This is a genomic window from Mycobacterium sp. IDUB_28, from assembly GCF_055419285.1.
The window spans coordinates 237,657-256,432 of the sequence record NZ_JBVAXK010000004.1 but is presented as its reverse complement, the minus strand read 5'-3'; the positions used below and the strand labels follow the sequence as shown (position 1 = coordinate 256,432).

General features: G+C 68.4%; 24 protein-coding genes. 8 read left to right on the top strand and 16 right to left on the bottom strand.

What is annotated here, in order from left to right; genetic code table 11:
* Positions 1-65: 65 nt before the first annotated feature.
* On the top strand, positions 66-194 hold the full coding sequence (locus ACZYZ9_RS10650) for a hypothetical protein (RefSeq protein ID WP_463826227.1): 129 nt from the start codon (positions 66-68) through the stop codon (positions 192-194).
* Positions 195-440: 246 nt separating this feature from the next.
* On the opposite strand, the gene dinB is transcribed toward ACZYZ9_RS10650, so the two are convergent.
* From dinB to ACZYZ9_RS10600, 10 genes are all read right to left on the bottom strand, one after another.
* A complete protein-coding gene (gene dinB, locus ACZYZ9_RS10645; RefSeq protein WP_463826226.1) occupies positions 441-1,640 on the bottom strand; it encodes a DNA polymerase IV in 1,200 nt (399 codons plus the stop codon).
* A 54-nt stretch (positions 1,641-1,694) separates the two neighbouring features.
* Entirely contained in the window at positions 1,695-2,342 is a 648-nt protein-coding gene (locus tag ACZYZ9_RS10640) for a TetR/AcrR family transcriptional regulator (RefSeq protein ID WP_463826225.1), read from the bottom strand.
* Between the two features lie 82 nt (positions 2,343-2,424).
* Positions 2,425-2,919 carry a ribonuclease E activity regulator RraA gene (gene rraA, locus ACZYZ9_RS10635; RefSeq protein WP_463826224.1) on the bottom strand — a complete coding sequence of 165 codons (495 nt, stop codon included), beginning with the start codon at positions 2,917-2,919 and terminating at the stop codon, positions 2,425-2,427.
* 8 nt (positions 2,920-2,927) lie between these two features.
* Positions 2,928-3,356, bottom strand: a complete 429-nt coding sequence (locus ACZYZ9_RS10630) for an Rv3852 family protein (RefSeq protein ID WP_463826223.1) — start codon at positions 3,354-3,356, stop codon at positions 2,928-2,930.
* A gap of 82 nt (positions 3,357-3,438) precedes the next feature.
* Complete coding sequence (locus ACZYZ9_RS10625) at positions 3,439-3,672, bottom strand: hypothetical protein (RefSeq protein WP_463826222.1); 234 nt, start codon at positions 3,670-3,672, stop codon at positions 3,439-3,441.
* Positions 3,673-3,677: 5 nt separating this feature from the next.
* The gene (locus ACZYZ9_RS10620) at positions 3,678-4,334 is read right to left on the bottom strand and encodes a DUF6474 family protein (protein WP_463826221.1); all 657 of its coding nucleotides are present in this window, start codon (positions 4,332-4,334) and stop codon (positions 3,678-3,680) included.
* 100 nt (positions 4,335-4,434) lie between these two features.
* Positions 4,435-4,833: a transcriptional regulator gene (locus tag ACZYZ9_RS10615; RefSeq protein ID WP_463826220.1), complete on the bottom strand. Its 399-nt coding sequence runs from the start codon at positions 4,831-4,833 to the stop codon at positions 4,435-4,437.
* Between the two features lie 561 nt (positions 4,834-5,394).
* Positions 5,395-5,928, bottom strand: a complete 534-nt coding sequence (locus ACZYZ9_RS10610) for a peptidase (protein WP_463826219.1) — start codon at positions 5,926-5,928, stop codon at positions 5,395-5,397.
* Between the two features lie 234 nt (positions 5,929-6,162).
* Positions 6,163-6,786 (bottom strand): superoxide dismutase, encoded by a 624-nt coding sequence (locus tag ACZYZ9_RS10605; RefSeq protein WP_463826218.1) that lies wholly within the window; start codon positions 6,784-6,786, stop codon positions 6,163-6,165.
* 138 nt (positions 6,787-6,924) lie between these two features.
* A complete protein-coding gene (locus ACZYZ9_RS10600) occupies positions 6,925-7,077 on the bottom strand; it encodes a hypothetical protein (RefSeq protein WP_463826217.1) in 153 nt (50 codons plus the stop codon).
* A gap of 385 nt (positions 7,078-7,462) precedes the next feature.
* Between ACZYZ9_RS10600 and ACZYZ9_RS10595 the strand changes: the two genes are divergently transcribed.
* Positions 7,463-8,494 (top strand): DUF4328 domain-containing protein, encoded by a 1,032-nt coding sequence (locus tag ACZYZ9_RS10595; protein ID WP_463826216.1) that lies wholly within the window; start codon positions 7,463-7,465, stop codon positions 8,492-8,494.
* A gap of 4 nt (positions 8,495-8,498) precedes the next feature.
* Positions 8,499-9,317: a glycerophosphodiester phosphodiesterase gene (locus ACZYZ9_RS10590; RefSeq protein ID WP_463826215.1), complete on the top strand. Its 819-nt coding sequence runs from the start codon at positions 8,499-8,501 to the stop codon at positions 9,315-9,317.
* Positions 9,318-9,339: 22 nt separating this feature from the next.
* Here the strand turns inward: ACZYZ9_RS10590 and ACZYZ9_RS10585 are convergent, their stop codons facing one another.
* The gene (locus tag ACZYZ9_RS10585; RefSeq protein ID WP_463826426.1) at positions 9,340-10,518 is read right to left on the bottom strand and encodes an LCP family protein; all 1,179 of its coding nucleotides are present in this window, start codon (positions 10,516-10,518) and stop codon (positions 9,340-9,342) included.
* The gene (locus ACZYZ9_RS10580; protein ID WP_463826214.1) at positions 10,515-11,300 is read right to left on the bottom strand and encodes a DUF2470 domain-containing protein; all 786 of its coding nucleotides are present in this window, start codon (positions 11,298-11,300) and stop codon (positions 10,515-10,517) included. The genes ACZYZ9_RS10585 and ACZYZ9_RS10580 overlap by 4 nt, the downstream gene beginning before the upstream one ends.
* 98 nt (positions 11,301-11,398) lie before the next feature.
* Here ACZYZ9_RS10580 and pheA point away from each other — a divergent pair, with 98 nt between their 5' ends.
* Positions 11,399-12,328: a prephenate dehydratase gene (gene pheA, locus ACZYZ9_RS10575; protein WP_463826213.1), complete on the top strand. Its 930-nt coding sequence runs from the start codon at positions 11,399-11,401 to the stop codon at positions 12,326-12,328.
* Positions 12,325-13,035, top strand: a complete 711-nt coding sequence (locus ACZYZ9_RS10570; RefSeq protein ID WP_463826212.1) for a histidine phosphatase family protein — start codon at positions 12,325-12,327, stop codon at positions 13,033-13,035. Before pheA ends, ACZYZ9_RS10570 begins: the two co-directional genes overlap by 4 nt.
* Here the strand turns inward: ACZYZ9_RS10570 and ACZYZ9_RS10565 are convergent.
* The 3 genes from ACZYZ9_RS10565 to ACZYZ9_RS10555 form a co-directional block, all read right to left on the bottom strand.
* Entirely contained in the window at positions 13,012-13,224 is a 213-nt protein-coding gene (locus ACZYZ9_RS10565) for a hypothetical protein (RefSeq protein ID WP_463826211.1), read from the bottom strand. The genes ACZYZ9_RS10570 and ACZYZ9_RS10565 overlap by 24 nt on opposite strands.
* 64 nt (positions 13,225-13,288) lie before the next feature.
* Positions 13,289-13,639 carry a metallopeptidase family protein gene (locus ACZYZ9_RS10560; RefSeq protein WP_463826210.1) on the bottom strand — a complete coding sequence of 117 codons (351 nt, stop codon included), beginning with the start codon at positions 13,637-13,639 and terminating at the stop codon, positions 13,289-13,291.
* A gap of 5 nt (positions 13,640-13,644) precedes the next feature.
* Positions 13,645-15,036, bottom strand: a complete 1,392-nt coding sequence (locus ACZYZ9_RS10555; RefSeq protein WP_463826209.1) for a septum formation family protein — start codon at positions 15,034-15,036, stop codon at positions 13,645-13,647.
* A gap of 110 nt (positions 15,037-15,146) precedes the next feature.
* Here ACZYZ9_RS10555 and serS point away from each other — a divergent pair, with 110 nt between their 5' ends.
* Positions 15,147-16,403 (top strand): serine--tRNA ligase, encoded by a 1,257-nt coding sequence (gene serS / locus ACZYZ9_RS10550; protein WP_463826208.1) that lies wholly within the window; start codon positions 15,147-15,149, stop codon positions 16,401-16,403.
* 62 nt (positions 16,404-16,465) lie between these two features.
* Positions 16,466-17,569, top strand: a complete 1,104-nt coding sequence (locus tag ACZYZ9_RS10545; RefSeq protein ID WP_463826207.1) for a GGDEF domain-containing protein — start codon at positions 16,466-16,468, stop codon at positions 17,567-17,569.
* Here ACZYZ9_RS10545 and ACZYZ9_RS10540 read toward each other — a convergent pair.
* Positions 17,566-18,060, bottom strand: coding sequence for a DUF2834 domain-containing protein (locus ACZYZ9_RS10540; RefSeq protein ID WP_463826206.1), 495 nt, complete (start codon positions 18,058-18,060; stop codon positions 17,566-17,568). The two genes, ACZYZ9_RS10545 and ACZYZ9_RS10540, sit on opposite strands and share 4 nt — an antisense overlap.
* A 69-nt stretch (positions 18,061-18,129) precedes the next feature.
* Here ACZYZ9_RS10540 and ACZYZ9_RS10535 point away from each other — a divergent pair, with 69 nt between their 5' ends.
* Positions 18,130-18,762, top strand: coding sequence for a TetR/AcrR family transcriptional regulator (locus ACZYZ9_RS10535; RefSeq protein ID WP_463826205.1), 633 nt, complete (start codon positions 18,130-18,132; stop codon positions 18,760-18,762).
* Positions 18,763-18,776 lie beyond the last annotated feature (14 nt).

Sequence of the window (18,776 nt, the reverse complement as noted above, 5' to 3'; positions counted from 1 at the left end):
TCTTCTTCGTGTAACCGTTGACCCAGGTGCAACCGACTCCGGGTGCATTCGGCGGATTAGGCAGATTGACATCGGTCGGCGGCAATGGAACCGCGGGTGGCGTGGCGGCGGGTGACGGACTGGCCGATGTCGACGAGGACGGAGTGGACGACGGGGTGCGCGACGCCGCCGGACAATACTGCGACTGTGGATAGTCGACGCAAAGTTGCCGGTCCACATGCGTCCATTGACCCCCGGAGCAGAGCGAATACGTGCCGCCCGATGCCGGCGTGACCGCACCGTCCTGACAGTCGGCGTGGGCAGCCGGGACCGCGAACCACACCGCGACACTGCCGGCGAGAACCACGCCGACCTGAAGAATCGAAGTAATGCGCATGCCTGGCAACTTACCGGCGACGGGTGACATGGCCGGAACGAATACAAACGCCGGCGCCCGGCCGTCAATCCGGGAGGTGCGGCATTTCCAGCCCAGGGTCGCGGCCGACCAGCACCGCGCGGGTGAGTGCGGACCTGCCGTAGCGACGGTGGACTTCGTCCACCGCGGCATCGACTGACACAGAATCGCCGGCGAAGGGCAAGGCCAGTTGTTCGGCGCCGTTGCGGTCGATGCCCGAAACGGCGAAACCGATGAGCGTCAGACCCTTTTCGGCAATCAACGGATCCGCTGCCGTCACGAGTCGCCGCGCTGTGGCCAGGATCGGCTGCGTGGCGGCGGTAGCCCACGGCATGGTCTGGGACCGTGTCACCCGACCGAAGTCGTCGAACCGCAGTCGCAGCACCACCGTGCGTCCGGTGCGTCCGGCGGCGCGCATCCGGCCGGTGATCCGGTCGATCAGATTGACCACCACAGCATCGACCTCGGCGGGTGACATGGTGGCACCGGCGCGGCCCAGCGCGCGTTGGGCGCCGACCGATCGCCGCCGCACCCCCGTGTTCACCCGGCGGCGGTCGATGTTGCGGGACAGCGCGTAGAGCTGGCGGCCCATCGCGTGCCCGACCATGGACCCGAGCATCGATTCGCTGAGCTCGGACACTTGGGCCACCGTGGTGATGCCGTGCGCGCGCAGCTTGTCCGCGGTCACCGTGCCCACACCCCACAGTCGCCGCACCGGCAGCGGATGCAGGAAGGCCAGCTCCTGATCGGGTGCCACCAGGAGCAGCCCGTCCGGTTTGGCTTCCTGACTGGCCACCTTGGCCAGGAATTTGGTGCGCGCGATCCCGACGGTGATGGGCAGACCCACCCGCTCGCGCACATCGGCGCGCAGTCGCGCCGCGATCTGCACCGGGGTCCCACTGACCCGGCCGAGCCCGTGGACGTCGAGGAAGGCCTCGTCCACCGACAACGGCTCCACGATCGGGCTGCAATCGCCGAACACTCGGAACACGTCGTCGCTGGCCTGGGAGTAGGCGCGCATCCGCGGCGGCACCACCACGGCGTGTGGGCACAGCCGCCGGGCTTGCGCCCCGCCCATCGCGGTGCGCACTCCGTAGGCCTTGGCCTCATAGCTGGCGGCCAGCACCACGCCGCCCCCGACGATCACCGGGCGGCCCCGCAGTGCCGGGTCGTCGCGCTGCTCGACGGACGCATAGAACGAATCCAGGTCCGCATGCAGGATGGACGCCTCACACCGCACGAACATATGTTCGCACGGGGCACCGACAGGGTGGTGAGCCCGCGCGCCGGCGGAGCCGGGCTACCGGCGCTCGCCGTAGATACTGCTGACCCAGATGTGGACCAGCGTGTCCAGCACATTCTCTTCCGGCACCGACGGCGCCTCGGCGGCGAACGACGCGAACAATGTCCGCTCGTTCATCAGGTTGAGCGCGGTCGCCAGTTGGTCACTGGGCAGAGTTCGGGGCGCCGCTCCGCGATCGCGTTCGGCCTCGATGCCCAGCGCGGTGAAGGTGATCCACTTCTGCATGAACGTCGACCACAGTTCCCGGATCTCAGGACTGGTGTCGCGGGCGGCCATGCTGGCGCGCGTCACTGCTTTGTGCGCACCGAACGTCTCGAAGAACACGGCGACGCCGGTCCGCCACCGGTTGTCCCCGTCCTCGGCCAACTTGTCGGAGAGTCCCTGCAGCGCGGTATCGGCCTTCTTGACCACGCGGTCCAGCAGCGTCAGCAGGACAGCTTCTTTGGACGGGAAGTAGAAATAGAACGTCGGGCGGGAGATTCCGGCGCCTTTGGCCAGATCGTCGACAGAGATGTCCGCCAGCGACCTGCCCTTCAGCAGTCCCTCGGCGGTGGTCAGGATGGCCAGTTCGCGGTCGTCTCCCGAGGGTCGTGCGCCGCGCCGGCCGCGGGGGAGCGCAGTCTTGGTGCCGGAGAAGGTCGCCACGCGGGCAGCTTACACCGCGTTGAGATAGTCGACAGCATGTCGACGCAACGGATTCCGGCCGGCCGCACACCTGGCGACGGCCTCAACCCGGCAGCGGATGTTCTCCTGCTGCGACGACGACGATGCCGTCGTCGTCGCTGTAGGCCAGGTGACCTGGCGCGAAAGTCACCCCGCCCAACGTCACCTCGACATCGCGCTCACCGGTGCCGTTCTTGCTGCTCTTGCGGGGGTTGGTGCCCAGCGCTTTGATGCCGATGTCGATCCCGCGTAGCGCGGCGGAATCGCGCACTGCGCCGTTGACGATCAGCCCCGCCCAGCCGTTGGATCGGGCCAGCTCCGCGATCAGATCACCCACCAGCGCGGTATGCAGGGAACCGTCGCCGTCGACCACCAGCACCCCGCCCGCGCCCGGCTGCGACAGCACCGACTTCAACAGCGCGTTGTCCTGGAAGCAGCGCACGGTACTGATCGGACCGACGAACTGCGTCCGGCCACCGAACTGGCGGAATTGCAGGTCGCAGCTACGCACATCGGGACCGATGTCGTCCACCAGATCGGCCGTCGGCTGAAAGGACACGGGCGCTGTCAACGGCGGCGCAATTGGCGGACCAACAACAGCGCCAGCAGGCTCAGGGCAAGCGCCACCGCATACGGGACGGGCGACTGCAGCGAAGACGGTGCGGGCTCGTCGGCGGGCAGCGGGTTACGGGCCCGCTCGACAGTCGACTTTGCCTGCGCCGCAACATCTTTCGCAGCGGCCAGCTGTCCGTTGGTTTCGGCGTGCTGCGGCAGGTCCACGGGCGGCGCCGCCGGTGCCTCGACCGGTTCCGGCGCGGGTGCGATCTTCTTGGCGGCCGCCTTCTTGACCGGGGCTTTCTTGGCGGGCGCCTTCTTGGCGGGCGCCTTGGTGGCCTTGGCCGGTGCCTTCTTGGCGGGCGCCTTCTTGGCCGGCTGCTTCTTGGCCGGTGGCGTGGCGGCGGCTTCGCCCTCGGGTCGGTCCTGCGGATCTGCCATGCGGCCGCTCCTTTGCAGCAATTCGTTGCGTACGCGTACGGGGTCGCTCAGGGTCCCATCATGCCAGCCGGGCCGGGACCGGCTACGGCCTGCGCCGCGTCGCCCAGATGGCGGCGACGCCGACGGCCGCGACCGTCCCGGCCGCAAATGGCCAGATCGGCATGTCGGCGTCGGGGTCACGGGCGGACACCCAACTCGGGTCGGTAGCGGTGGCCGTGGTCAGAGCGGGCTGGGCCGCCGCACCGCCGGCCGTCAACATCGCGATGGCCGCCAGCACGGCGCACAGCAGACTCAGCCGCGACAATATCGACACCACCGGGGTCAGCCCAGCCCGAGACGGGCCAGGACGTCGGACTCGATGCCGTCGAGTTGCGAGGAGATGGCAGCGTGCGCAGCGCGGCGCCGCTGCGTCGGCATGTGCTCTGCGGCGGTGACTGCCGACGACAGTTCGGCGAGCCGTTCACTGATCGCCGCGACGAACTGTTTGGTCTCCGGATCTTTCGGCTTCTTAGCCTGCACGCTGCGCAGCGATTGCTCGGCGCCCGCGATGCGCGCCGACAACCGGGCACCGTGGCCGGAGAACTGCCCGATCTGCGCCAGCGGGACCCCGAGCCGGTCGGCACGCCGCTGATCGATCAACCCGCGGGCCGCGACGGCCGCGCGGTAGATCAGCGGCATCAATATCGGGGCCAGTAGGCGAGACACCGTCAACGTGCGGCGAATCCGGGTGGGCGACAACAGCTTGCCTTCGCGCACTGCCTTCAACTCGGTTTCGGCGACCTTCAACGCCGCCCGGTCGCTGTCCTTCTGGGCCTTCAGTTGGGCCTTGAACGCTTTGTCAGCGGACTTCTGGGCCGTCTTGATGCGGCGTCTTTCGTTCTTGGCCGCCAACCTGGCTTCCAGCTTGGCGCGGGCCTTGATGGCGCGGGCTTCGGCGCGACGTGTCGCGCGGCTCTTTCGCTTGCCGAACAGGCCCATTCCCGGCCGCCTCCCGCTATCTCTCGTGGGCTATCGCGTGTGCGCGCGAGCTCTGGGCCAACCCTAATCCGAGCAGGCTGCCGGCGGTCCGCCAGGTCAGCTAGGAGCCGAGGCCTTCGGCGCGGCGGAGCTCCTCGATCCGGTCCAGCACCTTTTGTTGAGCCTCCACCGGCAGGCCGTGCGCGCGAATCGCGATACGGCGAACACCGTCGTCCCGCACCGACGCGTAGAACTGCAACTCCTTGTCGAGCTTTTCGTAGTAGTCGTCGTCGGTGAAGTAGGCCGGCTTGATGCGGAAGAAGTTGGCCAGCGCTGTCATGGTCGCGGACGACGGGTTCGTGCGGTTGCCGGAACGTAGCTGCGAGAGGTAGGGAGCCGACATCGTGATGCCCTCCGCCTTGAGCGCGGCGATCACCTCCGCGGAGGTGTGCGGCCCCCTGCCAGGTGGATACACCGTGTCGAACAGGCGGTTCAGGCGGGCAGCGAACGTCGTGCTCATCGATATGACCTCCACCGGGGCAATCGGACCAATCGGTTATCACTAGGTATTTGCTGATCATGGTAGCGACGTTGTCAGCCAACAACCAAGTGCAAACGTGGGCGTATTCGGAACCAGCACTCCGGGCGACCATGCAGGACACCCCCGACGAGCATCCAAACGATTGGGTCAGGTGTCCATGAATTGACCGGATTTCACAGGTTATCCGCAGAATACACGCTCAGAACGGGCGCAGCGCTGCCGTCCGCGCGCGCGCGAAGTACAGCGCGATCAGTCCTGCAGCGACGCGCCCCGCCGATCTCGGGCAACCAGCGGCCGGCGCGAACGTTTCGGCTGATCACTTTGCTGCCCGGTGCCGCGCAGGGGCGTGTGGCGCCCGGTACACACCTGCTGGCAGGGCCGCGGGACGCCGCGGCAAGACCACCGGTGCGGTCCGCGCCCGGGCCTCGACGCACCGGACCTGGGTGGTCGGCGTGCGCGTCTGTTCGGGGAACCGCCGGGACGGGTGCGGTCAGCGCCGCAGAGTTTGCGCCGCGGTCCCGCGACGCCGGGGCCGCGCCGTCAGGCGGCAAGCAGCATGGCCAGGATGGCGGTGTCCGGGTGGCTGATCGGGTCGACCCCGACCCGGCTCACCATCGAGGTGACGGTGCCGTCGGCCTCCGCCTCGACCCATGCCGCCCGGTGTTCCAACCCCAGGTACGGCAGCCCGGGCAGCAGCACACAGCCGGACGCGGCGCCTTTGCACTCCGGCAACGACGGCATGGTCTCCGAGGGCGGGTGCAACATCAGCAGGGCGGGCGGCTGGTGTTCCGCGAAATAGCCCGGCTGGATGGCCTTGTCGCCGAAAACCGTACCCTCGGCCAGGACCAAGCCGACGGTGCCCGGTTCGGGTTCGTCGGGCAATTCTTCGCGTGCGCCGAAAACGGTTGTGGTGGACAGCAACCCGGGCAATGACGCGACCCGGACCGCGACCATCAGCAGCTGCGCCCATTCCTTGGTGGAATCGGGCCATCGCCCTGAGATCACGAACCCCTTCAGGTCGCCACGAGAATGAAAGGGGGCAACCCCGATAGGTGAACCGGACCCAGCGTCCATCTTGTCCTCCGAACCGCCTCCACCCGAAGTAACCACGTTGGTAGCTCGAAAAATCGCAACAGCACCGCAGCTGAAATGTAGCTCGAATATCCAAGGATGCGCGGGGTTTTGACGCCGTGCAACTCGACACGGCGCGCAACTGCGCAGCCGCAACGACAAGGGCGCCGCGCGTTGCCGCGCAACGACAAGGGCGCCGCGCGTTGCCGCGCGACGCCCTGCCGTGGTGTCAGCCGATCAGGGGAAGATCAGCCCCGAACTCTTCGAGGTGGCAGCGGCGTACCGGTCCTGAACGTCGGCCCAGTTCACGACGTTCCAGAACGCCTTGACGTAGTCCGCTTTGACGTTCTTGTACTGCAGGTAGAACGCGTGCTCCCACATATCGACCTGCAGCAGCGGGATGATGCCGAGCGGCACGTTGGCCTGCTGGTCGTACAACTGGAAGGTCAGCAGCCGGCCACCCAGAGTGTCGTAGCCCAGCACCGCCCAGCCGGATCCCTGCAGACCGTTGGCTGCTGCACTGAACTGGGCGCGGAACTTGTCGAACGATCCGAACTGGTCGTCGATGGCCGCGGCGAGGTCACCGGTCGGCTTGTCACCGCCGTTGGGGGACAGGTTCTTCCACCAGATGGAGTGGTTGACGTGACCGCCCAGGTGGAAGGCGAGGTTCTTCTCGTTCAGGAAGATCGCGGAGTGGTCGTCCTTGGCGCGGGCCTCCTCGAGCTTGGCGACCGCGTCATTGAGACCTTTGACGTATGTGGCGTGGTGCTTGCTGTGGTGGATCTCGTTGATCTGACCCGAGATGTGCGGTTCCAGTGCTGCGTAGTCCCAGTCCAAGTCGGGCAGGGTGTATTCAGCCACGGCATTCCTTCCTCGATGAGCGACTCATCTGACGTGTAGTTCGCGCGATCCCGCCGCGCGGCGGCCTCACCCATTCAACCCTGCTCCAAGACTGCGGATGCCGCAAGGATGCCCGAACGGTTTCTGCGGATCCCGGGCTCAGGACAGCGCGATCAGCGCCAAGATGCTGAGCAGCGCCAGCGCGATCAAACCGGCACGCAGGGCAGCGACGACGTAGGCGTGATTCCACACGGGTGACCCCGAGTACGAACTCGACTGGGTAGAGCCCGGGCCGAACGAATGTGTCGCCATCGAACGCCTTCCAAACTGCATGTTCACCTCGCGTTGCCGGAACCGTCAGTGAGGTGAGTCACAATCATTGTGCGCTCGCGATCATACGCCACGCGCACAGGTAGCAAAACCTACGCGAATGCGAAGAGGCACGTTTGGACCGTCGCGCATCCGGGTAACAGTACTCGTCGGTGTATTCGCTCTGACCACTTCCGGGCCTGTCTATCGCGCCCGTTGTTATCGCAATGTTATCCACAGTCACGGCCAAAGCTGGCCGATAGAAGCGCCCGCTGCCGGTCCGCCCAGCTGGGGATAAACCTGTGGAAACTGTGGATAGCCATTTTTAGCTGTGGCCTGCGTCACTCACCGGGCGGCGACCCCGCAGCCCCCCGGTTACGCTGGTGCGGTGATTCAGGTGTGCTCCCAGTGCGGCACCCGGTGGAACGTGCGCGAACGCCAGCGCATGTGGTGCCCCCGTTGTCGAGGTGCCCTGATGGCGCCGCTGCCGGACGCGGCAGCCGCGGATTCCGGGTGGCGTCCGCCGGTCGCACCGCAGCTGCCCGCCGCTCCCGTCGCGCCGCGCACTCCACCCCGCCTCCCACCCGGTTTCCGCTGGATAGCGGTGCGTCCGGGCGCCGCGCCCCCGATGCGCAGGGGCCGCCGCCCGCTCGGTCCCACCCCGCGCTATACCGCGATTCCCCGATGGGGCCTGACCGACCGGGTGCCGCAGCTGGTCCCGGCTACGTCCGAGGCCCCGGCCAAGGCGGGCCCGAAGGCGGACGTGGTGCGCGTGGTCATGTTCGCCACGCAACTGGTGCTCGCCGGCGCGGCGCTGATGTACGCGGTGCGCTACGGGTTGCTGATCTACAACCGCAACGCGCTGCTCAACTCCCTGGTGGCCGGTGCCGCGGACTGGCTGGGCATCGCCGCCAGCGTGGCCGCCCTGGTCGCGCTGTCGTGCTGCTTCGCGGTGCTGGTCCGCTGGCTGATCGCCCGCCGGGCTGCGGCGTTCGCCCACCACGGGTTGGCCGAGCACCGCTCGCCGCGCCGGATCTGGGCCGGCTGCCTGCTGCCGTTCGCCAACCTGGTGCTGGCGCCGGTGTACGTCATCGAACTCGCCCTGGTCGAGGATCACTACGACCGGGTGCGCAAGCCGCTCACCTTCTGGTGGCTGGCCTGGGTCGTCAGTTACGCCGTCTCGGTGTTCACCATCGCGACATCGCTCTCCAGCGACGCCCAGGGCATCGCGAACAACAACATCATGGTGGTGGTCGGCTACCTCGTCGCGGCGATCACGGTGGCCGCGGTGGCGCGGGTGTTCGAAGGTTTCGAGCGCAAGCCGGTCGAGCGACCGATCCACCGCTGGCTGATCGTCGAATCCGATCCACCGCACCAGCCCGCAGCGGTCGAGCCAGAGGGACAGGAACCGGCGGCATAAGCGCATGACGCGGGCGGATGAGGTCCTCGCCGGGCACCCCTTCGTGGTGGCCCACCGCGGCGCATCATTTGTCCGTCCGGAGCACACGCTGGCCGCTTACGATCAGGCCCTCAGAGAGGGCGCCGACGGCGTGGAATGCGACGTGCGGCTGACCCGCGACGGTCACCTGGTCTGCGTGCACGACCGCCGTCTGGACCGCACCTCCTCGGGGGAGGGCCCGGTGAGTACTGCGACGCTGGCCGAAATGCGCGAGCTCGACTATGGCGCCTGGCACGACAGCTGGCGCTCGGACGGCGCGCACGGCGACACCAGCCTGCTGACCCTGGACGCGCTGGTGGGGCTGGTGCTGGACTGGCACCGGCCGGTGAAGATCTTCATCGAGACCAAGCATCCGGTGCGCTACGGCTCGCTGGTGGAGAGCAAGCTGCTGGCGCTGCTGCACCGCTTCGGCATCGCCGCCCCAGCCTCTGCGGACCGGTCCCGGGCGGTGGTGATGTCGTTCTCTGCCGCCGCGGTGTGGCGGATCCGGCGCGCCGCACCGATGTTGCCGACGGTGCTACTGGGCAAGACGGGTCGCTACCTGACGAGCAGCGCGGCCACCGCGGTGGGTGCGACGGCGGTCGGACCGTCGCTGGCGGCGTTGCGCGACTACCCCCAGCTGGTCGACCGGTCGGCCGCGCAAGGCCGCTCGGTGTATTGCTGGACCGTCGACGAGCGTGCCGACGTCGAGTTCTGCCGGGAGGTCGGGGTGGCCTGGATCGCCACCAACCATCCCGGACGCACCAAGGCGTGGCTGGACACCGCGGCCGACAACGGCGGCTGAACCCCGGTTCGGCCGGACGGATTCACGGCTGCGGGTCCAGCGCGGACGTCGGCACCGGTGCATCGGTGGACAGCGCGTCGAACAGGGCGCGGGCCGCGTCGCGATTCCACACCACCACCGAGCCGGCACCGCTGTCGCTGAACTCGCCGATCGGCACGGTCGTGGCCGTGGTGCGGCCGTGCAGCGCCCAGCCGAGTCGGGCCAGGTCCCAGGCGTGGTCGCCGCGGTCCACCGTCAGGGCGGCGGCTGCGGCGCGCGGCACCGAGTACCAGCGCCAGGGGTTGAGCCACACCGCCGGGCTACCGGCGCGTTGCAGCACCGCGGACATGAACTGCCGTTGATGGACCATTCGATCCAGATCCGCCCGCGGGGTGGCCCGGGACCGCACGTAGCCCAGCGCGCTGCGGCCGTGCAGTTGTTGGCACCCGGCCGGCAGGTCCAGGCCGGCCAGTGGATCGCTGATCGGCTCGGCGGGGCACACAGTCACGCCACCGAGCGCGTCGACCAGTTCGGCGAATCCGCCGAAACCCACTTCCGCGTAGTGGTCGAGGCGCAGGCCGGTGGCCTGTTCGACCGTCTGCGCCAGCAACGCCGCACCGCCCATCGCGAATGCGGCATTGATCTTGTCGCGGCCGTGGCCGGGAATCGGCACATAGGAATCGCGCGGGATGGAGATCAGCGTGGCCGGACTCCCGGACCCCAAGCCGGGGAGGTGAACCAGCATGATCGTGTCGGTGCGGCCGGAGCCCACGTCGCCTCCGGTGGCGAGGTCCTGCTGCTGTTCGGCGGTCAGGTCCTGGCGGCTGTCGGAGCCGACGAGCAACCAGTTGGTGCCGCGGCCGGGAGTCGGCCGCTCCTGGTAGTCGACCAGCACGGTCGCGCGGTGCACTGCGGAGTCGAACCAGAGGGTCAGGCCCAGCACACCGGCAACCACCAGCAGCGACACGATCAGCAGGACCAGCGCCAGCGTCCGGAACCAGCGGCGTCCGGATGTGCGGCGTGATCGCGGGGGGCTGGGCGCGGCCGGCGGGGGCCGTCGCGGCGCGGCCGGCGGGGGCGGCGTCACCGGGGGCGGCAGGGGTCGGCGGCGCAACACCGGGGCAGCTTCCGGCTGAATCGGTCGCTGCTCTGGTCGATCCCCGTTCACCCGGGACAACTTACGGGGCGGGCACCCGCGGGGATAGCGAACCGGCGGCGTTATTGGCGCGCGCGCAACCCGTTGACGAACGGACAGCCCATCAGGACGCGGATTGCCTGGCTGAGACCGCTCATGTCGTCCACCGGCTTGTGAAACGGCAACCGGATGTCGCGGTCCCCGTCGGTGCCTTCGACGCGGAACCGTACGCCGTAACGGTCCAGTCCCAGCGGACGGACATGTCCGCGCCGCAATGGCGCCGGTAGCCGCGACACCAGCCGCGCGACGACGTCGTTGTGGGCGGTGGCCAGATGCCACAGCAGCGTGGACTCGATCTCGCAGAACGGGTCGGGGCGTGCCGTCAGCAGATCGGCGACGCTCACGGGCTCGGCGCCGGTCGCGTCGGTGACCACCACCGAATCGATCTCCAGGCGCAGCAGGGTGTAGCTGACATCGTCCGCACTGGGCGGAGCGGATTTCGGCGTTTGGACCTGCAGCAGCGCGGGGTTCGGATTTTCCGTGGCGATCAGGTCCAACAGTTTGGCCACCGCGCCGGGGGGGATCCGGTGCAGCCGGCCACGCACCCAGACCAGCGACCGGACCGGCTCCCGCACCGGCAACGGCGCGTAGTCGGTCAGTTCCAGCAGTGCCTGCGACCCGGACTCCACCTGGCATTCCGGCATGCTGCTGGGAACTGCGACGGCGAATGTGCCGTCGTACAGCAGGTGGTGCATGGGCGTGGACACCGGATCGGCATCCTCGACCGCCAACAGCGCGCCCCCGGCCCGGACGCAGGCGCTGCGAATGCGCTCTGCCGTGGTGGGCGTAGGGTGTGTGACCGGTAGCACAGTTACCTCCGTAGTTTTAGGTAAGCCTAAGGTAACTTAGGGTCGGATAACTCGCAAGAGTCGGTGGCCCACGCCGACGCGCCGTTAGGGTTGTCTCTGTGGCCCGCATCGCTTACCTCGGACCGGAAGGAACCTTCACCGAGGCCGCGCTGCTCCGAATCGCCGACACCGGGTTGATCCCCGGGTCTGACAGGGCAACGAGGCTGCCGGTCGAGAGCACCCCGGCCGCGCTGGACGCGGTGCGCGACGGCACCGCCGACTATGCGTGCGCCCCGATCGAGAACTCGATCGACGGATCCCTGGCGCCCACCCTGGACAGCCTGGCCATCGGATCGCCGCTGCAGATCTTCGCCGAGACCACGCTGGAGGTGGCCTTCTCCATCGTGGTCCGGCCGGGCCTGGACGCGGCCGACGTCCGGACGTTGGCGGCGTTCCCGGTCGCCGCGGCGCAGGTGCGGCGATGGCTCACCGCGCAGCTGCCCGGCGTCGACCAGCGACCCGCGTATTCGAACGCTGACGCCGCCCGGCAGGTGGCCGAAGGCCGGGTCGACGCCGCGGTGACCTCGCCGCTGGCTGCCGCGCACTGGTCACTGCCGACCCTGGCGGACGGGGTGGTCGACGAGTCCGGTGCGCGCACCCGGTTCGTGCTGATCGGACCGCCGGGGCCGCCGCCGGCCCGTACCGGGGCCGACCGGACGTCGGTGGTGTTGCGGGTGCAGAACGCGCCGGGCGCCCTGCTGATGGCGCTGACCGAGTTCGGGATTCGCGGCATCGACCTGACCCGCATCGAATCCCGGCCCACCCGTACCGGGCTGGGCACCTACATGTTCTTCGTCGACTGTGTGGGTCACCTCGAAGACGACGCCGTCGCCGAGGCACTCAAGGCGCTGCACCGCCGTTGTGCTGATGTGCGCTATCTGGGTTCCTGGCCGACGGGCCAGCCTGCGGGGGTGCTGCCACCGGTGTCGGACGAGGCGTCGCGCTGGCTCGCGCGATTGCGCGACGGCCGGGGCGAGGGAGCACCATGAGTGGCCGGCTGGTGTTGGTGCGCCACGGCCAGTCCTTCGGCAATGTCGAGCGCCGGCTGGACACGCTGCCCCCGGGGGCGGCGTTGACCCCGCTGGGCCGCGACCAGGCGCGCGCATTCGCGCGCAGCGGCTGGGCCGCGCGGCGCCCCCCGGCCATCCTGGCGCACTCGGTCGCCGTCCGGGCGTCGGAAACAGCCGCGGTGATCGGTGCTGAACTCGACCTGGCCGCGCTCGAGCTGACCGGCATCCACGAGGTACAGGTCGGCGAACTGGAGAATCGCAGCGACGACGAGGCGATCGCCGAATTCAACGCCACCTACCGGCGCTGGCACCGGGGCGAGCTGAACGTGGCGCTGCCCGGCGGCGAGACCGCCCACGACGTGCTGGACCGGTATGTGCCCGTGCTCAGCGATCTGCGAATGCGTTATCTGGACGACGACGCCTGGGACGGCGACATCGTGGTGGTCAGCCACGGCGCGGCGATCCGGCTGGCCGCGGCTGTGCTGGCCGGCGTGGACGGCTCGTTCGTGCTGGACAATCCGCTCAACAACGCCGAGTCGGTGGTATTGACTCCGATCACCGACGGGCGGTGGAGCTGTGTGCAGTGGGGTGTGAGCACCCCGCCGTTCTACCCGGAGACGCCGGACACGCCCGTCGGGCAGGCCTGCCAGGCCAGTACCGCGTCAGGCCCCGATCCAATGGGCTGATCTGCCGACATCGTCGGCCTGCGCGCAGGCGCAGCCGACCACATCGCAGTCGACCACGAAGGCGTGCGTGAACAACTCGGGTATCGCACAGTCGTTCTCGGTGCATTCCGAGCGGGCCAGTGAGTGGACGATCAAGGTGCCGTGGCAGTGGTCCAAGCCTGCCCGGCAGTCGCGGCAGCCAGCGGTCATACGTCGTTCATAACACCGGGTGCCGACAAACGTCGGACACCCCGCCGAATCAGCGGCCAGAAAATCAAGCCCAGCCCAGCTCGTCGAGCCGGTCGTCATCGATCCCGAAGTGGTGGGCGATCTCGTGGATCACCGTGATCGCGACCTGGTCGACCACGTCGTCGTCGGATTCGCAGACGTCCAGCAGCGCGTCGCGGTAGATCGTAATGGTGTCCGGCAGCGCCCCGGCGTAGTCCGAATCCCGCTCGGTCAGCGCCACCCCTTCATAGAGGCCGAGCAAGTCGTCATCGTCGGGATGGCGGTCGGCGACCAGGACGACGACGTTGTCCATCGCCGCCGTCAGCTCGGCGGGAATCAGGTCGAGGGCGTCGGAGACCAGTTCGTCGAATCGCTGCGGGTCCATCCGGACGGCCACGTCGGTCAGCTCGGGGGCGGCTCGGCGGGCGCCGGACCGTCGGGTGCCGGGGCCGGCGGCGGTCCGCCTCCGTCCACCGGCGGGGGAGCCTGGGCCGGCGGAGCCTGGGTGGCCGGTGAGGAGGGCGCCCGGGTGGGCGTCACCACGGGCTGCTGGTTGGGCAGGTGCTGGTTGCCCGGCGGCGCGGTGGGTGCCTGCTGTTGTTGCGTGGGTGCCGACGACGGTTGGCTGGGCACCTGCACGGGGATCTGCGGGAGGGTGAGTCGCTCCTGCGGGATGTCGGGTGGCGGCACCGGTTGCTGACCGTTGATCAGCAGCGGGCCCTTGGCGCTGTTGAGCAGCGTCGCCCAGCCGCCGTTGCCCAGCGTGGCGCCGATGCTGCAGGCGACCTCGCGGCTGCCGGCCGCCCAGCTGGGCAACGACACGGTCGGATAGATCAGGGTCAACGTGGTGGTGCGCAACTTGACCGGCGCCAGGTAGGCGTCGGTCATCCGGGTGCAGGTGTCCTTGATGAACCCGTCCTGGTCGGCCTCGGCGGGAAACGCGTCGGGGAACCTCTCGGCGAGGTTCACGGTGCCGGTGACTTCCATGGCATGCGGCGCCGTGCAGTCGACCGGAACGTCGACCGGTTGGTTGGTGGCCGAGTCGATGCCCACACAGGTGCCAGCGGGCCAGACCTTGGACTGGTCGATGTCGGCGACCTTGCCCTTGAACGCGACCTGCAGGTTGTTCGGGCCGGGCAATTGCAGTCCACACAGCATGCGGCGTTCGCCCGCCTGACGCCAGGCCCGGTCACCCGACCACAGCATGCTCACGGTGAACTTGCTGTTCGGGTCGAACTTGGGGCCCAGGTAGCGGCGCACTGCCGGCTCGCACTGCTCGGTGTTGATCTGCTGGATCCGCGCCGGGGACGGGGGAGCGGCGCTGGGCCCGTATTCCGATCCGGGGAAGGTGCGCAGGTCCACGGCTTCGGCGACCTCGAAACGGTGGTCCTGGGCGCAGCTGACGATGGATGCGGATTCCGGAGTGCCGTCCGGCCAGTTCAGGCAGTCGCCACTGTCGGCCCGGCTGAACGCCCCATTGCTCTTGGAGCCGGTGCTGGGGGCGGGATCGCTGTTGAGGTAACCGGCGAGGCGTCCCCCGCTGCCCACCGACGGAAGTACGGTCACCAGTCCGGCGATCAGCAGGGCGCCCAGCGCGGTGAGCAGCAGGGCCCGCCGGGTCGCGGTCGCCTGCAAGCCGCGCGGCCAGCGGAAGCCCCTGGACGACTCCGGCGACTCGCTGGCGGGTGCCGCTTCCTCGGAGTCCTCGACGGCCACCGGTTCGTCGGCCGGCGACTCCTCGAGCCCGTCGGCGGGTGGCGGTTGTTTCTTTCGCAGATCGAGCATCGGCTCCATTCTGACAGGACCGCGCTGGGACTGTTACCGATGTTGCAGATGTGAGACCCGGGGCGAACTGCGACGATCTGCTGCGACCGCGGTGTGCCGGCAAAAGTAGTCTTGCGGCCGTGATCGACCTGAAGCTGCTCCGGGAAGACCCTGACGTCGTGCGCCGTTCCCAACTCAGCCGGGGTGAAGACCCCGCGCTGGTGGACGCTCTGGCGAATGCCGACGCGGCCCGCCGGGCGGCGATCTCGACCGCGGACGCGTTGCGCGCCGAACAGAAGCTCGCCAGCAAATCGGTGGGCAAGGCGTCACCGGAGGAACGCCCCGCCTTCTTGCAGCGTGCCAAGGAGATCGCCGAGCAGGTCAAGGCCGCCGAGGCGGACCAGGTCGCGGCCGAGGCGGCGTTCACCGCGGCCCACATGGCCATCTCGAATGTCGTCATCGACGGTGTCCCGGCCGGTGGCGAGGCCGACTTCGCCGTCCTCGACGTCGTCGGCGAAACCCCGGCGTTGGACAGCCCCAGGGATCATCTGGAACTCGGCGAGTCGTTGGGCCTGATCGACATGCAGCGCGGCGCCAAGGTCGCCGGGTCCAGGTTCTACTTTTTGACCGGTCGCGGGGCGCTGCTGCAACTGGGTCTGCTGCAACTCGCACTGCGGGTGGCGGTGGAGAACGGCTTCATCCCGATGATCCCGCCGGTGCTGGTTCGTCCGGAGGTGATGAGCGGCACCGGATTCCTGGGTGCCCACGCCGACGAGGTGTACCGGCTCGAAGCCGACGACCTCTACCTGGTGGGCACCTCGGAGGTGCCGCTGGCCGGGTACCACGCCGGCGAGATCCTCGACCTGAGCGCCGGTCCGTTGCGCTATGCGGGGTGGTCGTCGTGTTTCCGTCGGGAGGCAGGCAGCTACGGCAAGGACACCCGCGGCATCATCCGGGTACATCAGTTCGACAAGGTCGAAGGCTTCGTCTATTGCCGGCCCGAGGAGGCCGAGGCCGAGCACCAGCGCCTGCTGGGCTGGCAGCGCGAGATGCTGGCGCACATCGAGGTGCCGTACCGGGTGATCGACGTGGCCGCCGGCGACCTGGGCTCCTCGGCCGCGCGCAAGTTCGACTGCGAGGCGTGGGTACCGACCCAGGGCACCTACCGCGAACTGACGTCGACGTCCAACTGCACCACCTTTCAGGCGCGGCGGTTGGCGACTCGGTACCGGGACGCGAACGGCAAACCCCAGGTGGCCGCCACCCTCAATGGCACGTTGGGCACCACCCGGTGGTTGGTTGCGGTGCTGGAGAACCACCAGCAGCCGGACGGCAGCGTGCGGGTGCCGGCGGCGCTGGTGCCCTACGTCGGGGTCGAGCTGCTGGAGCCTGCCTAAACTGCGCAAACCCCTCAGCTAGCTGCGGATATGTCGTTATGATCCGCGGGGAGGTGAGCGGCATGGGCTGGTTGACTGCGTGGTGGCGGCAGCCGGATCACTACGACCAGCTCGGACTCCTTCTGCAGGTGCGCGGGATGGCTGGCCGTACCCGGGCCGCGATCGCGGCGATCGGATTGGCGCTGGTCGCCGCGATATTCGTGACCTTCTTCAGCACGACTGGACCGCGCGGGCCAGTTCAGACAACCTGTGCGCTGGTCGCGGCCGCCGCCGCCGCCACGGGGGCGCTGCTCTGGGTGTGGCGATGGCCTACCCGCACCCAGGCGGTGTGTTTCACCCTGGTGGCCAATGCCAGCATCGCGCTGGCCGTGCTGGCCCAGAGCGAGCCCCTCGGCGCCATGCTGGCCTGCACCACCTTCGTCACGATGGCCGGCTACATCGCGCTGTTCCATGCAGCGCCGCTGATGGTCTACAACTTCGTGGTCGCCGCTGCCACCGGGATCGTCGAGGCGTGGCTAATGGTCCCGATCTACGGCGTTGTCTCGGCTGCGGGCGCGTTCTCGTTGGTGATCATGCTCAACCTCGGGGTGCCGTTCGGCATCCAGGCCGTCGCGCATGTGCTCGGCATCGATGCGATGCGGGCCGAGCACGACCAGCTCACCGGGCTGTTGAATCGCCGCGCTTTTCATCGGCGCACCCGGCGACACTTGGAAGGGGGCCGTCCGTTGCCCGGCCAGCTGGTGATCACGGTGATCGATCTGGATCGCTTCAAACAGCTCAACGATCGGTTCGGGCACAGTACCGGCGACGCCGCACTGGTCGCGGTGGCACAGGCGTTGCGGGCGCACACCGACGACACCGCCGTCATTGCACGGGTGGGCGGTGAAGAATTTGTCATCGCCGATATCTGGCGGCCGGCCGAAGTGGACCGCCGAGCGCAGCGGTTGTGCGACGCCATCGCCGCGCTGCCCTTCGGCATCACCGCCAGCCTCGGTACGGCTGCGGTCGACACCGCACGGCGGGTACCCGCCGCCCTGGACATTCCGGCCCGGATCAACGAGCTGATCTGTGCGGCCGACGCCGCCATGTATGTCGCGAAACGCCGTGGGGGTAATCAGATCTGTCACCACGGCACCCAATACCGCAGCGACGAACTCAGTGCCTAGACCGCTACTCTTTCCGCGGCGCGCTGGTGGCGGTGCTGGCGCTCGATGGTGGCGAAGTAGAACGCGAAGGCGAACGCGAAGCTGGTGAACAGGCTGCTGACGAAATACAGCCACGGCCGCTTGAGGCCGCGCCGGTAACCGTCGATGATCGAAAACAGCGGCAGCAGAATGACATTGGCGATCGTGTAGTCCTGCCCGGCCGAACCCGCGGCGGGGTTGACGAACATCAACTGGATGTACTGGGTCCAGCTGCCGGGACCCCAGAGGGGGTTGTGCACTCCGGTGATCCCGTGCGGGGCGTAACCCTGGACAAAGCGGAAGTTGAAGTACCAGCCCAGCGCGATCGAGGCGATACCGACGACGTAGTACACGATTTCGAGGGGCGATAAGGACGGCCCGGCGGCCGGTCTGGCGTAGACCGCAGGATTCGATCTGACGATCCACCAGATGACGGCGATACCGAGGACAGCGTGGGCGAGGAGCGACACCATGGGCGCAGTCTCACCCCGCCGTCAAAGTTTTGTCAATATTGACAGAACCAATTCAGGTATCTTGCTCAAATGGTGAGACCCGCGCAGACGGTGCGCAGCGAGCGCACCCGCGAAGCGTTGCGCCAGGCCGCAATGGTGCGTTTCCTGGCCCAGGGCGTGCAGGACACCTCCGCCGAACAGATCGCCGCGGACGCCGGTGTCTCGCTACGCACCTTCTACCGACATTTCAGTTCCAAGCACGACCTGCTGTTCGCCGACTACACCGGCCTGAACTGGTTCCGCTCGGCCCTGGACGCCCGGCCCGTCGACGAACCCGTCATCGACTCCGTGCAGGCAGCCATCTTCGCGTTCCCGTACGACGTGGAAGCGGTGACCAAAATCGCCGCGCTGCGCGGTGGCGAGATCGACCCCGGCCGCATCGTGCGCCACATCCGCGAGGTCCAGGCCGACTTCGCCGACGCCATCCAGGTGCAGCTACAGCGCCGCAGCCGAGCCGCCGACCAGCCGCGTGATTTTCAACTGCGGACCACCGTGACCGCCCGCTGCATCGCCGCCGCGGTGTTCGGCGCGATGGAAGCCTGGATGGTCGGGGACGACCGGTCGCTCGGCGAACTCGCCAGGATGAGCCAACTGGCGCTGGCGACGGTGCGCGCCGGCCTCGACGACACCTGGGCGTCCTGGTTACCGTCTGTTTCGTCATAATTGACAAAACTTTG